The sequence below is a fragment of the Candidatus Nitrosopumilus sp. genome (assembly GCF_965263415.1).
Taxonomy (GTDB): Archaea; Thermoproteota; Nitrososphaeria; order Nitrososphaerales; family Nitrosopumilaceae; genus Nitrosopumilus.
This window is the reverse complement of the sequence record NZ_OZ253671.1, coordinates 526,725-540,889: the sequence shown is the minus strand read 5'-3', so window position 1 is coordinate 540,889 and position 14,165 is coordinate 526,725. Positions and strand designations below refer to the sequence as shown.

Below are 14,165 nucleotides of genomic sequence, written 5' to 3'. Positions count from 1 at the left end.
ATTCTGGAATCTTAGAAGGCTCAAAATAACCCTAAACTTTTTTGTTTAAATCAAAATTTCTCTCAAGGTTTATAACCAAAAATTTACCACATAACACGAAATGGGACTAGTAAAAGAAGTGATAAAAGAAATTGGAAACAAATCACGAGAATTTTACGAATTTGTTTTACCGCCAATTGACATGTATCTTAATTCTGATAGCCTCAAAGTGGTTATTGACATTCCAGGATTCTCAAAAAAAGACATCAAACTTACTCTATGTGGAGACATTCTATCAATCCAAGCATGCAAGGAAGTAGATGAGAAAGAATCCGAATCATTGATTTCAAAACAAAGACCAAACATCATTGATAAAAAAATTAGACTCCCAATTGATGTCAAAGAAGGTGAAGAAAAGATTGATTCAGCAAAATACGAAGATGGTGTTTTAACATTAATAATTCCTGTAACTAAGAAAGGAAAAGATATCTCAATAGAATAAGACTAGTGCTTTCTAAAAATTGCAGAACCGATCATTAGTAGACCAGAAGTAATCATTCCGGAAATGCCAAAAACTTCATATGTTTGATATAACAATACTGAACCAATAAAAATTGCAGATGCAAAAATACTTCCACCAAGAAATACCATTGGTTTTCTTTTTTGCATAGAGAATTTAGCTTCATCCATAAATTTTTCCATTTCAGGCCCTAATCGTAATGCAGAATCAATTGATTTTGCAAACTTGTCAAAGGATATCTTTAATTCTTCAACGTATGCTTTTGGAATCATATTTTCTTCTTGTAGAATATTTCTTAGAACTTTGACAAATTTGAAATCAACATCATGTGTTTTGTAGATTCCTTCAATTATTGATGCCATTCTCATGTACAAAGCCAAATTTTTTGGTAAAACAAATGGGAATTTGCTCATTGTTTGATTTGCAAGCTCCATCAAGCTTTGAACTTCCATATCATCAGGTTTGTTTCCATGCATCGCACGAATCGATAGTTCAATTCCTTTTTCGATAACTTGTCTGTTATATCCAGGAGTAAGCATTCCTAGTTCTGCCATTGCATTAACTACCCTAGGAGGATTTTTTTCAACTAGTGCAAGGTATAACCGTATGAGTTTGTATCGTGTTTCATTGTTTATTCTTCCCACCATACCATAATCATAGAGAATTAATTTTCCATCATCAGTTACTGAAATATTCCCTGGATGTGGATCTGCATGGAAAAGAGAATGTTTGAGAAGCATGGTAAAAAAGACCTTATGAACATCAATTACCAGTTGTTCTCTATCAACGCCTTTCTCATCAAGTGCCTGTACATTTGTAACCTTAATTCCCGGTAAATATTCCATAGTTAGGACATTTTTTGAAGAATAATCATCATAAACTGAAGGAACAATAACTTTGTCGTTGTTTTCCATATCTTGTTTGATTTTTTTGAGATTTTCAGATTCGTTTGTGTAATCCATCTCTTCTCGGATGGTTTCAATAAATTGAGAAAGCATTGCTTTTGCTGAATATCTAAGATTAGGATCAACAAATCTCAAAGCAAGTGGCAGGATTTTTTTTAAAACTTTTAGATCTTCTCGTACAACTTGTTCAATACCAGGTCTTTTTACTTTAATGACAATTTGTTGTCCAGAAATAGAACCACGATAGACTTGTCCTAAAGATGCACCAGAGATAGAGTTTGTATCAATATCATCAAATTTTTCGTTAATTGGTCCAAGATCTTTTTCAATAATTGGTTTTACTTGTTCAAATGGTGCAGACGGAACACTATCTTGTAGTTTTGATAATTCTTCAAGATAGGGTTGAGGTAGAATATCTGCTCTAGATGACAACCATTGTCCTAGTTTAATGTACACAGGCCCCAAAGAGACAAAAGTATCAAGGGCTTTTCTTGCATTTTTTCTAAATTGTTCAGAATCAATTGTGTTTTTTTCTTGTTGTGTCCATTTTTTTCTATCTTTACGTAGAGCTAAGATAGATGGCAAAAGTTTGATCAGTACATAGATTGTTCTTCCAGCAGACATGACTTACTCCAAATAATCTTTGATCTTTTTTGATGCAACATATCCAATGTACCCAGAAAGAACCGATGATATCAATCCAGATGTTAAAGAAAGTTTTTTTGAATTAGTATTAAAAACAGATTTTGCAATTTTACTTCCACCAAAAATTGCACAAGCTAAACCAACCAAAACTTCTGGTGCATCATAAACAAGATGACCAATGGGATCTTTTCTTGGATCAATTTTATCTGTATGGACTAGAAATTTATCATCATACTCTCTAATGTGTAAATTACCATAACGATATTGTTTTAGTGCGCCATTTTTTTGTCCAAGAACAGTTTCTTCAGCACCATCAATCATGAATTCACGTAATTCTTTTGGAACTTCAATCTCATCAAATGGCATGATCGCAAGATCGACTAATTGCTTATATTTTTAGTGTAAAAAACAAAATACTCAATTAATTTTTGAGCCTGTCTTTTGTAAATATTACAAAGCTAATTCCAAATGCTATGAGCATTCCAATTCCAGTTACATATGCATAATTGAATCCAATCCCAGGGTGAACTTCCTCATGATAATTATTTATCATAAATGTAGCAACTAACAAAATAGAACCAATTATTGTTAATTTTCTGTGAAGTTCCAATAATTATGATTTTGGTAATTACTATATGAATTTAGAAAAAATGCAAAAGTTTGAATTGATTTAGATCAAGGATCGGATTCCATTTGAGATAATCTTTGAATTACCTGTTCAAGTTCTTCCTTGTTATCATTAATTACACGTTTTACAACTTCAATTTCTTCATTGATTTGTTCTAATTGTTCATTATCAGAATTTTTTATTTGATTTTCCAAATCTGTTAAAACTTGTTGATTATACTGGTTGATTTTTTCTAATTCATTTTTGTATTTCTCTAATTTTACATATTGATTAGAAATTTCTGAAAATTCAGGAATATCACTAATTTTTTGATTGGTCATAAAACCAGAGATAGTAACGATTCCTCCTATCACTAATGCTGCAATGATAATAACAATACTTAGTCTCATTTCTAATTGATTTTAATTCTCCAAAATAATTTAAAAATTAATCACTTACCTAAGATTCAGTTTTTTTACGCCTACGCATTATGAAAATTCCTGCTGCAATGACAATTATTACTGGAATGATAATCATTGAAGAATCAAGACCAGATTCATCATCAGTTGTAGGTTCATTTACAAAAATAGTAGTGTCTTCAATAACAAAGAGCTCATCTCTAACTCCATCTTTGTATCTTACAGTAATTGTAATGTCATGCTCTCCATATTCAGGTTCACCATCAAATTCAATTGGAATGTTAAATGGTACCGGCGCATCTATTTCAATTTCATCAATAAATTGAGTATTTGGTTTAATGTTTGAATCACCACGAGGCTCAATACTTACAAATCCAAACAAACCATCTTCATTTCCTTCATTGATGATTTCTCCTATCACCATCTGTGTTCCAGATAACTCAATGACATCAACATTGAATATTGTAAGTTCTATCAATCCTTTAATGTAAAAATCAACAATTTTTGAAATTATATGTTGATCACCATGTGCATTATAGTATGATATGCTCAATGGAATTCTAAGAGTGTCGTCTTTTAATCCCTCTGGAACATAGACTGTTGCAGTAAGATGTCTAGTAGATTTTGGTTCAATATTTCCAACATCCCAATTAGATTCTAAGATTACAACATTTTCCACATTAGTGGTAGACGTTGTAGTAGACGCAAGTTCTGTTTGTGTGTTAGATGCAACAATGTCAACACTTGAAATTGGAGCTGTTCCATCATTTGCAATTTCAATTATCACATTGTTTGTTCTAAGAGAAGTGAGAAATGTTTCTAATGCTCTTACATTTATCACGCTATCACCAGTCACCTTAAACTGAAAGTCTTCAAATGCAGTTCGTACACCAGATTCTCTTAATCTAGAATAATCAACTTTTACTGTTCCAGGATATTGTTGAATACTGACATTTTTATCGAGATTTACAAAGAATGTCAAATGAAAATTTTCTCCTGCCAAAGAGTTTGAATCACTATCAGCTTTAATTATTGAGCCTGGTCCATCAGAAGCTGAAAATCCAAGAGGCAATGATAGTTGTCCTTTAATTCCAGTAATGTCTTGAGTTCCAACATTTGCAAATACTACAGTAAATGGAACATTACTGTCACCAGATTCAACTTCTATTTTCTCATTGAGGGTACCAAAGTATGCATCTAAGAATTTGACATCTCCAAAGTCTCTCTCAAATGGAGAGTCTCCAAATCCACCAGATGTAATCTGGGCATAGGAATTTCCTATTAAAAATGGCACTAACAGGAATGAAAATAACAAAAAGAATAGTTTTTGATTCATTATGCTAAAACCTCCATTTCAGATGGCATGTCTCCTTCAAAGGCTTTACCATCTTTAATTGTGATTACTTTGTCTACATCACCAAAGTGTTGACGATCATGTGTTACGATAACAAATGTTTGATTGAGTTTTTTGGCCATAGATTTCATCAATTGGACTATGGTTTCAGATGTAACAGAGTCAAGGTTTCCTGTTGGTTCATCTGCCAAAACAATTGATGGTTTGTTGATTAGTCCTCTTGCAATAGCTGCTCTTTGAGCTTGTCCACCTGAAATTTTATTTGCACGCTTATTCATTTGGTCTTCTAATCCAACTGCTTTTAGTAGATCTCTTGCATCTTTTTCAGCAGTGTTATTTGTTCCTCCAATTTGACGTGGCAACAAAACATTTTCTAGAACTGTTAGATCAGTAAGTAAATTTGAAAATTGGAAAATGAACCCTAGTTTTTTATTTCTAAATGAAGAAATTTTATCATCATTAAGGGTGGTGGTATCAACTCCATCAATGAAGATCTTTCCATTTGTAGGACGATCAAGTAAACCAATCATGTTAAGTAATGTAGATTTTCCTGAACCAGAACTTCCAACAATTAAAACTATTTGACCTTGTTCAACAGAAAGAGATGCATTATCAAGAGCTTTTACTTTATTCTCACCCTCTCCGTAGATTTTGGTCAAATTATTAATCTCTAATACCTTAGACAGTTCTCATCGCCTCCACTGGTAATAGTTTTGTTGCCCGATACGACGGATAGAGTGACGCAATAATTGCTAAAATAAACGAAGTCAAAGCAGTTTGGATAATCTTCTCCCAATTGTAAGTAACTTCAAGTGGCAAACTATTGTTAAATGACATTTTAGTTTCCTTTGCATAGAATGTATATCCCAAGCCTGCAGCCGTGCCTACACCAGCACCAATTGCACCTATGATCATTCCTTGGAAAATGAAAATAATTAGAATGTCCTTTCTTTTAGCACCAATGGATCTCATTACACCAATTTCGCGAGTTTTTCCATTTACTAACATCATCTGAATTGTTACAATAGCAAAAGCTGAAGACATCATTCCAAAATAACCAATCATGTTAATCATTGCAATACCAGATCTAAAACCAGCTAGTTGTTCCTCAGCTGATTCTTCTATTGTTTCAGCTTTAAAATCATCATTTGGAAATGAACGTAAGAAAAATTCTTTTACTTCAAATGCTTTTGTAGGATCATTTAGTTTTACCATAAAAGATCCTGTATCACCTTGTCTATTCATCATGTCACGTAAAGTATCAATATGAATAACTGCTGTATAATCAAATCCTTGTCCACCAGGTGACTTTGCAATTCCTGAAACAGTAAATCTTCTTATGTCATCTTGTCCCCATCTATCAACCACTAGTACTTTGACACTGTCACCAACTTGTGCTCCTCCAAGATCTCGTGCAACATTAGAACCTAATACAATAGAGTTTCTTGAAAAAACATAACTTCCTTCTGAAACAGTTTCATGAACAGTTGATGCTCTAATATCTCTAAAAGGATCAATTCCAACTAGAGGGACTCGTGTTTCTTCAATTAATTTTCCATTTTTTGTCATATTCATTTCGGCAGTTGATGAAAGCCGCGGTGTAGCCGCTTCCACATACGGAATTCTTTCAAACCAACTTACAACTGATAAATCAGATTTATCGATATAGTCTGCTTCATCAGTAACAAGAATGTCGCCATTTCTGTAATCGCTAATATCTCTAACAATTGCATCAAACAATCCTTGGAAAATTACAAAATTTACATGAATTACTAAAATTCCAATTGTAACAGCTAAAACTGCTCCAATCAAACTCCCTTTTTTGTTGAACAACATTCTTTTTGCTAATCTTAACCGATATTCCACGATATCAGTGGAATAGTCTGATATTTAATGTATATGATGCCTGGTGGTAACAATCTAGACAATTTTATATGATATTAGTTATCTATGAATTGTAGAATAGTATTGGAGATGACAAAATGGACAATTTAGATATGAAAATTTTGAGTAGATTGCTCAATAATTGCAGGGAATCAGACAGACAGATTGGGAAAGAACTGGGACTTTCAGGAGGAGCAGTTCGAGTCAGAATAAAAAAAATGCAAAAAAGTGGTGTTATTGAGAAATTTATCGTCAAAATTGAACCGCCAACTTTAGGTCATGGTGTTTTGTATTTTGTAGTATCAGGAGAAAATATTCAAGAAATTTTAGAGCAAGTAAGTCTAGTAGGTGAACCATACATTGTAGTTCCATGTGTTGGGGGAGTAACAGTATGTGGTATTGCTATTAAAGAAAATTTAGAGCAAAAGATAGATCTTGCAAAAAAATTAATGAAAGATCTCAGAGTCTTGTCAATTTTTGAAGCTGAAAATTCAATATTCAATTCTAATTTGACAAAAACAGATTTAGAAATTTTAGAAGAGCTAATTAAAGAACCAAGACAGAAGATTGAAAAAACTGCAAAGAAAACAAATCTATCAACTAAGACAGTAACAAGATGTATTGAAAAATTACATGATAATGAGGGTTTTCAATTTACTTTAGTTTATGACCCAACAAAAATTGAAGATTATATTCCTCATGCAGTACTTACATGGATTGATGGAGATTTAAAAAAGACATTAGAAAACTTGAATAATACATTTTCAGAATCTTATTTACAAATTCCTTTTATTGCAAAAAATCAAATTGTATTATTTTTGTACAGTGATAGCATATTCAAAATGGATGAACTAACACAAAAGGTTAGAACAAGTAAAAATGTGAAATCAGCAGATTTATTCATTCCTAAAAAAATCTCATTTTATACAAATTGGGTAAAAAAATCAATTGAAGAATCAAAGAAATCACCAAAATTACATCTTACGTATCAAACAAATTAAATAATAATAATTTCATGAAATCACATGAAAAAAAAGAAAATTTACGAAGGAAAAATTTTAGGTCTTAGTGTTTATGATGGAAAAATTGAAGGAAGAAAAGTAAAACGAGAAGTAATAGAGCATAGAGGAGCTGCTGCTATGCTTGCTTTTGATGAAGACAAAAAAGTGATTTTGGTAAAGCAGCATAGATTTCCACATGGTTATGTTCTAGAGATTCCAGCAGGAACGTTAGAAAAAAGAGAGCAGCCTATCAAATGTGCATTTAGAGAATTAGAAGAAGAGACAGGGTATAGAGCAAAGAAAATGACTCCATTAATCACGTATTACCCATCAATTGGCTATAATTCAGAGATAATTCACTGCTTTGTAGCCTCAGGATTAAAGAAAATTGCAGATTTGAAACTTGATGATGATGAAATTTTATCAGTAGTGAAAGTAGATATAAAAAAACTTCTCAGTATGATAAAATCTGGAAAAATTCAAGATTCAAAGACCATATGCGCAGTTTTGACATATGCTGCAAAAAAGAAACTGTATTGATTATTCATTATAGATTGGTTGGACGAGATCTGCAACATCAGCCCATGATTGGGCAATTCGTTCGAACATAAACACCATATCAAGAAAATCTATTGGAATTTCTTTTTTATTACCTAATGAAGTTCTAAGTTTACCAAGTTGATCTTCAAATTTTTTGTGTAAAGATATTGCTTCAATTGCTAAAAGTCTATCAGGTTTTGTAAAAGCATCAATTGATTTTTCTGCTAATTTATTGAAATCTTTTACAATATCATGAATTTTTTTGTATTGTTCTTTTGACAGAGAAGAATTATAGATAAAATCAGATAGCTCTACAATAGAATCTCCAGCATTCTCAAGAAGATTTGCTGCAACCCTATAATCAAGTACATCAATATTTTCTAAATTAAATGCATTTGCTAATCTTTTATCAACTAATGTACTACGAATTAATCTTACAAGTAAGAAGTATTGTCTATTTACTTCTACATCACGTTTTGATAATGTTTGCAGATTTGATTTATCATCTGCAATTAATCCATTTGATGCATCATCATACATTCCAATTGCAATAGAACTCATACGTTTGAGTATTTTTTCAGGATTAAGTGTGGTGGAATCTAATAGAAACTGCATGTTAATGTGAGATGCATCTTCTTCAATTATCTCCATCCCAACAAGTCGTCTCATTGAATTACGGATTTTTTCCCTATCTTCACCCGGGATTATAGAATCAGAAGTAATCTCAATTATATCATATCCTAAAAGATAAGCACCTGTGATGTCAGCGACAATATTTTCTTCTTTTGGCAATGGATATGAGATTACAAGTTCTTTTGTTGGACGAGTTTCTCTATTTGCAGAAATTGAAATACTGTCTTGACCAGTTTCAAGTTCAACCTGACTGCTTTTGTCTAGCTTGTTGGCATCAACCCATTCTTTTGGCAAGGAAACTAGAATACTACTTCCAATTCTTTGTAGGCGTCTAACAAATTTAGTCAATTTATACTAATTTAATTAATTTAAGCCATATTCTTATATTTTGTGTAAAATTTAAACTCAGATCAATGGAGGGAACGGCGTTTTGTCCTGCACATGTAACAGGTTTCTTCAAGGCTTACTTGGAGAATAATCAAGAAAATTTTAAAAATCTAGGCTCAATGGGAGCAGGATTTTCAATTAAACAAGGTGTCACAACTAGAGTAATAATTGATAAAAAAAACAATCATGATTCAAATTTCAAAATTACAACAAAAGGATACCAATCTGATAAAACAGATGTTTCGGAATTTGTGTTAAATGAATTTCTAAAGATTGGAGATTTTGAAGACAAGTTCTTTGACATTGAACATGAAATTTCAATTCCAGTTGGATATGGTTTAGGTTCTAGTAGTGCTGTTGCACTATCACTATCATTTGCATTAGATCAAGCACTTAATACAAAATTAGATAAAAATACAATTGGACAAATTGCACATAATGCAGAAGTTAATTGTAAAACTGGATTAGGTGATGTTTTAGCATCATTTCATGGAGGATTTGAAATTCGTGTAAAGCCAGGAGCACCAGGAATTGGAACAGTTGAAAAAATTTCTACAGAAAAAATTTCAATTATTATGATTTGTTTTTCTCCAATTTCAACAAACAAATTCATCAAAGAAAGACTTTCTCAAATCAATGGACTTGGTGGAAAAATGGTTAACAGATTACTAGAATCAAAAGATTATCAACACTTTCAAGACATGTCATTAGAATTTGCAAAATATGTAGATGTAATGACACCAAGAATGCAAAAAATAGTAAATGAACTTGCTCAAAATAACATAAAATGTGGTATTGCATTGTTTGGGGAAACAATTTTCACAATGATTCCAAAAGAGGATGAAGATAAGGTTTTAGAAATTTTACAAAAATATTCTGATGGAGTAATAATAAATTCAGAATTAGACAATATTGGAGCACGAGTTCTAAATAATTAATTGAAGTCAGATGACATTAATTCCAAAGTCACATCCAAGGGCAAAGTCACTTTTAATTCGTGAAAAATTAGTAACTGGATTTGATAAAGGATTGGTGGCAAAAGAGGGACTTTTGGCTCAAGGACGAGGAGAAGCATTTGATTATTTACTTGGAGAAAAAACAAATCAGACTGCAAAACGAGCCATAAAGACAGCAGCTGCACAGTTACTTCAGGCTCAAAGACCAGTTATCTCAGTTAATGGAAATGTTGCAGCCTTGTGTCCAAAGGAGATTATCAGATTATCCAAACAAGTCAAGGCAAAACTTGAGGTAAATCTATTCTACACAAATGAAAAGAGAAAGCAAGCTATCATTAAAACTCTCAAAAAAAATGGAGCAAAAGAAATCCTAGGAGCAAATTTAGCAAATTCTACAAAATTACCAGGAATTGATTCAGCACGAAGAATAGTAGATAAAGATGGAATTTTTGCAGCTGATGTAGTAGTTGTTCCTCTAGAAGACGGTGATAGAACTATGGCACTAAGGAATGCAGGAAAAACAGTCATTACGTTTGATCTAAATCCACTTTCGCGAACTTCACAGACTGCTAATATTACAATTGTAGATAATGTAACACGAGCAATTGAATTACTGATTTCTGAGTCTAAAAAATTAGCAAAGAAAAATGAAAAGAGTCGTCAAAAAATAATTTCAGATTTTGATAACATGCAAAATTTAACAGAAAATGTAATTCAAATCAAAAATAATCTAACAAGGAGGGCAAGAGTTGCATAAATCAGTACAAGACATTACAAACATGAAAAAAGAAAAGAAGAAAATTTCAGTAATTACAGGTTATGATTACACCTTAGCATCACTGTGTGATAAGACAGGCATTGATGTCTTGTTAGTTGGAGATAGTGCAGGAATGGTGATGCTTGGTTATGAAAATACAATTCCAGTAACAATGGATCAAATGTGTATGTTTACTGAAGCAGTTAGCAGAGCACGAAACAATGCATTACTTGTTGCAGATTTACCATTCATGTCATATCAAGCAAGTATAGAGGATGCAATTAACAATTCAGGTAGATTAATCAAAGCAGGAGCTGATGCTGTAAAACTAGAAGGAGGTTCAATTATGGCTGAAACAATTAGTGCAATTGTGGATGTAGGAATTCCTGTAATGGGACATATTGGATTACAACCACAAACAACAATGCTCTCACAAGGTTACAAAGTACAAGGAAGAACAAAAGATTCAGCAATGAAACTAATTCAAGATGCAAAAGAACTCGAAGAAGCTGGAGTGTTCAGTATTGCATTAGAAATGGTAAGTCACGAAGTTGCACAGATAATTTCTGAGACGGTAAGTGTTCCTACAATTGGCATTGGTTCAGGAGTAAATTGCGATGGGCAAGTACTAGTGGTTCAGGATTTACTTGGAATGTACGATAAGATAAAGCCAAAATTTGCAAAAAGATACATGAATCTATCTGAAGATATTGTAAAATCCCTTGAAGATTACAAAAATGATGTAGAATCAAGTACATTTCCTGCAGAAGAAAATTGGTTTTCAATGGATCCTGAAGAATTAAAAAAATTACGTGAACAAATTGGCAGCTAAAAATAAAGTAAATGATCATCCATCATTAGACATTGTTTCGTCACACGGAATAGAGTTAACAGGGAAAAAAATTGTGTTATGTGTAGCTGGAAGTGTTGCAGCATACAAAGCAATAGAGCTTGCTAGATTGCTTATGAGACATGGTGCAGATGTAACATGTGTAGCAAGTGGAGCAGCAACAAAACTAATTCAGCCTGATTATTTCAAATGGGCTACAGGAAATGACGTAATTACAAAACTTACAGGTAAACTAGAGCACATAAAAATAGCTGACTATAATCAATCAGATCTAGTAATTGTGTATCCAGCTACTGCAAATACATTAGGAAAACTTGCAAATGGTATTGATGATACTCCAATTTCAACAGTTCTAACGGTAGGATTTGGCTCTAAAATTCCAATTTTGATGTGCTTGGCAATGCATGAATCAATGTATGACAATTCAGCTGTTAAAAAAAATATTGGATTTCTAAAAAACAAAATTCAATTTCTTTCTCCACAAATGATTGAAGGAAAAGCTAAAGCGCCAGAACCTGAAGATGTTTTAGATTTTGTACTAAAGAAATTTGGTTTCTCATCTACATTACAAAACAAAAAAGTGTTAATGACTGCAGGACCTACAATAGAATACATCGATCCAGTTAGAGTAATTACAAATCTCAGTTCAGGAAAAACAGGGGTGTTACTAGCTTCAGAATTAATTTCAGCTGGTGCCAAAGTCACTTTAATTTATGGTCCAGGAAATGAAGAATCACCAAAAGGTGCCAGAATAATCAATGTTACAACAAACAAAGAGATGTTTGATGCAACAAAAAAAGAACTAAAGAAAAAATATGATATTGTAATCATGGCAGCAGCTGCATCAGATTACACTCCTGAAAAGCCATCAAAATTCAAGATAAAGAGTAACAAAAAATCACTCACAATTAGGCTCAAAAAAGCACCAAAAATCATTGATCAGGTAAAAAAATCTCAAAAAAATGCCATACTAGTTGGATTCAAAGCAGAAACCAATCTATCAAAATCTGCCCTAATCAAATCAGCTAAAACAAAACTAAAAGAATCTAATTCAGATTTAATTATTGCAAATGATATTGGAACAAAATATCAAAAGAATACAAACAACAATCAAATCATAATTGTTGATGAAAAAAACACTATAACATCAGGCTGGAAGAAAAAAGAAAAGATTGTAAAAATAATTAGAAACGCAATTGAAAAGAAAATAAAATGAAAAATTCTGAATTAAAAAAACTGGTATCACAATATAAAGAAATTAAAAACAAACAATCAAAGAAATATGCAGATAGTTTCAAGTTAGCTGAAAAACTAAAAGAAATAGAACACAGGTATGTTCATGAGACAGGAAGAACATTAAAATCAGATCTAAAAGAGTTTAAAGAAAATTGAAAGTCAAACCATTTGATTATAAAAAACGGAACATGTCAGTCTGGAATGAAGTTGCACCAAGATATCATAAAAGATGGGCAACTGCAAAAAAAGGACCATTTCAGAGCACAAAAAAATTAGTTGAGTTAATTGATGTCAAAAAAGGAGATCACATACTTGATGTTGCAAGTGGAACAGGTGTTGTTACGAAATTATTAAATCAAAAGGTGGGAAAATCAGGATTTGTAGTAGGTGCAGATACAGCAACTACTGCAATCAAAGTTGCAAAAAAATGGAACAAAAAATCTCCAAATTTATTATTTGTAAATGCTGATGCTGAAAATTTCTCATTTAAAGAAAAATTTGACATTATAACATGTCAGTATGCATTGTTTTTTTTTCCAAATGCTCAAAAAGCACTAAAAAATATGAAAAATAGCCTCAAAGAATCAGGTAAATTAGGAATATCTGTGCATGGACATCCAGATAGAGTCCCATATTTTGATAGTATTTTTAATGCTGTAACTCAGTTTATCCCAAATTACGTTCCGCCTGGAACTCCCGATTTTGATAGATTTGGAACTAAAAAAGCACTCAGAGATGAGATAAAAAAATCAGGTTTTAGAAAAATCACAGTAAAGGATTACAATTTCCCATACAGCCCAGGTACTTTTGAGCAATACTGGGGCAATTATCTTAGATATGTAGCAAAACCAATCAAAGAAAAACTAGATTCGCTTGAGAGATCTCAGAGAAAAGAGCTCAAAGAAATGGTAAAAGAGAACACAAAACCCTACACAAAAAAGAATGGAATAATTCAATTTCCTTGGGAAGTTTTAATTTTAACAGCAAAACACTAGGAAAAGAGGGAAAATGGTCAAAGACAAGAAAAAGAAGGAAGAAGAGAAGCCAAAAAAGTCAGGGTTACAGGCATTTCTTAAAAAAAGAGCACCATTTTATCTTGCAGCCGTTGCATTAATCGTAATTTCAGCTCAAAGTGTATTATCAGAGAAAAATTTTGAAAACAGTCTACCAGAATTTTCAGGAGAAGAGCAGATGGCTCTAGACACTTTGTTAAACTATAATGCAGGAGTAGAATCAAAACTGACTGTAAAAGAAGTCATCAAAAATCAAATAGATGAAGAATATCCAGATGAAAAAATTTACGGACATAAGAAAACAGTTCTAGATTTGTCAGTTACAAATGTAAATTCAGATGAGTATAATATAATTTTGAATTTTAAATCATACAAAGGAGAAATGAATTTTGATTGGAATGTTAATGTAGAGTCTCAAGAAATTACATCAAACAATCCTGAATCAAAACATGTAATTGATGTAGTTACGTTTTCTTAGG

At 32.1% G+C, this 14,165-nt stretch carries 18 protein-coding genes; 10 read left to right on the top strand and 8 right to left on the bottom strand.

The annotated features are described in order from the left end of the window. Positions 1–100: 100 nt before the first annotated feature. Positions 101–481, top strand: a complete 381-nt coding sequence (hsp14, locus tag ACQY22_RS03800) for an archaeal heat shock protein Hsp14 (protein WP_428325208.1) — start codon at positions 101–103, stop codon at positions 479–481. Positions 482–483: 2 nt separating this feature from the next. Here the strand turns inward: hsp14 and ACQY22_RS03795 are convergent, their stop codons facing one another. From ACQY22_RS03795 to ACQY22_RS03765, 7 genes are all read right to left on the bottom strand, one after another. After that, positions 484–2,028 carry an ABC1 kinase family protein gene (locus ACQY22_RS03795; protein ID WP_428325207.1) on the bottom strand — a complete coding sequence of 515 codons (1,545 nt, stop codon included), beginning with the start codon at positions 2,026–2,028 and terminating at the stop codon, positions 484–486. A 3-nt stretch (positions 2,029–2,031) separates the two neighbouring features. Beyond that, the gene (locus tag ACQY22_RS03790; protein ID WP_428325206.1) at positions 2,032–2,415 is read right to left on the bottom strand and encodes a hypothetical protein; all 384 of its coding nucleotides are present in this window, start codon (positions 2,413–2,415) and stop codon (positions 2,032–2,034) included. A 55-nt stretch (positions 2,416–2,470) separates the two neighbouring features. Further along, on the bottom strand, positions 2,471–2,659 hold the full coding sequence (locus ACQY22_RS03785) for a hypothetical protein (protein WP_428325205.1): 189 nt from the start codon (positions 2,657–2,659) through the stop codon (positions 2,471–2,473). Positions 2,660–2,724: 65 nt separating this feature from the next. Next, entirely contained in the window at positions 2,725–3,066 is a 342-nt protein-coding gene (locus ACQY22_RS03780) for a hypothetical protein (protein WP_428325204.1), read from the bottom strand. A 49-nt stretch (positions 3,067–3,115) separates the two neighbouring features. Continuing rightward, positions 3,116–4,411, bottom strand: a complete 1,296-nt coding sequence (locus ACQY22_RS03775; RefSeq protein WP_428325203.1) for a COG1361 S-layer family protein — start codon at positions 4,409–4,411, stop codon at positions 3,116–3,118. Next, complete coding sequence (locus ACQY22_RS03770; protein ID WP_428325202.1) at positions 4,411–5,088, bottom strand: ABC transporter ATP-binding protein; 678 nt, start codon at positions 5,086–5,088, stop codon at positions 4,411–4,413. Before ACQY22_RS03770 ends, ACQY22_RS03775 begins: the two co-directional genes overlap by 1 nt. A 19-nt stretch (positions 5,089–5,107) precedes the next feature. After that, positions 5,108–6,265, bottom strand: a complete 1,158-nt coding sequence (locus tag ACQY22_RS03765) for an ABC transporter permease (protein WP_428325516.1) — start codon at positions 6,263–6,265, stop codon at positions 5,108–5,110. Between the two features lie 146 nt (positions 6,266–6,411). Here ACQY22_RS03765 and ACQY22_RS03760 point away from each other — a divergent pair, with 146 nt between their 5' ends. Beyond that, entirely contained in the window at positions 6,412–7,314 is a 903-nt protein-coding gene (locus ACQY22_RS03760) for a winged helix-turn-helix transcriptional regulator (RefSeq protein WP_428325201.1), read from the top strand. Between the two features lie 24 nt (positions 7,315–7,338). Beyond that, positions 7,339–7,854 carry an NUDIX hydrolase gene (locus ACQY22_RS03755; RefSeq protein WP_428325200.1) on the top strand — a complete coding sequence of 172 codons (516 nt, stop codon included), beginning with the start codon at positions 7,339–7,341 and terminating at the stop codon, positions 7,852–7,854. On the opposite strand, the gene ACQY22_RS03750 is transcribed toward ACQY22_RS03755, so the two are convergent. Beyond that, complete coding sequence (locus ACQY22_RS03750) at positions 7,855–8,835, bottom strand: PhoU domain-containing protein (protein WP_428325199.1); 981 nt, start codon at positions 8,833–8,835, stop codon at positions 7,855–7,857. A 65-nt stretch (positions 8,836–8,900) separates the two neighbouring features. Here ACQY22_RS03750 and ACQY22_RS03745 point away from each other — a divergent pair, with 65 nt between their 5' ends. The 7 genes from ACQY22_RS03745 to ACQY22_RS03715 are packed head-to-tail and all read left to right on the top strand — an operon-like array spanning position 8,901 to position 14,164. Beyond that, positions 8,901–9,812, top strand: a complete 912-nt coding sequence (locus tag ACQY22_RS03745) for a pantoate kinase (protein WP_428325198.1) — start codon at positions 8,901–8,903, stop codon at positions 9,810–9,812. A gap of 10 nt (positions 9,813–9,822) precedes the next feature. Next, positions 9,823–10,587 (top strand): 4-phosphopantoate--beta-alanine ligase, encoded by a 765-nt coding sequence (locus ACQY22_RS03740; RefSeq protein WP_428325197.1) that lies wholly within the window; start codon positions 9,823–9,825, stop codon positions 10,585–10,587. Next, positions 10,580–11,419, top strand: a complete 840-nt coding sequence (panB, locus tag ACQY22_RS03735; RefSeq protein WP_428325196.1) for a 3-methyl-2-oxobutanoate hydroxymethyltransferase — start codon at positions 10,580–10,582, stop codon at positions 11,417–11,419. Before ACQY22_RS03740 ends, panB begins: the two co-directional genes overlap by 8 nt. After that, complete coding sequence (gene coaBC / locus ACQY22_RS03730) at positions 11,409–12,653, top strand: bifunctional phosphopantothenoylcysteine decarboxylase/phosphopantothenate--cysteine ligase CoaBC (RefSeq protein ID WP_428325195.1); 1,245 nt, start codon at positions 11,409–11,411, stop codon at positions 12,651–12,653. The genes panB and coaBC overlap by 11 nt, the downstream gene beginning before the upstream one ends. Then, complete coding sequence (locus ACQY22_RS03725) at positions 12,650–12,829, top strand: hypothetical protein (RefSeq protein WP_428325194.1); 180 nt, start codon at positions 12,650–12,652, stop codon at positions 12,827–12,829. Before coaBC ends, ACQY22_RS03725 begins: the two co-directional genes overlap by 4 nt. Next, positions 12,826–13,668: a methyltransferase domain-containing protein gene (locus ACQY22_RS03720; RefSeq protein WP_428325193.1), complete on the top strand. Its 843-nt coding sequence runs from the start codon at positions 12,826–12,828 to the stop codon at positions 13,666–13,668. The genes ACQY22_RS03725 and ACQY22_RS03720 overlap by 4 nt, the downstream gene beginning before the upstream one ends. A 13-nt stretch (positions 13,669–13,681) precedes the next feature. Then, on the top strand, positions 13,682–14,164 hold the full coding sequence (locus tag ACQY22_RS03715; RefSeq protein WP_428325192.1) for a hypothetical protein: 483 nt from the start codon (positions 13,682–13,684) through the stop codon (positions 14,162–14,164). Position 14,165 lies beyond the last annotated feature (1 nt).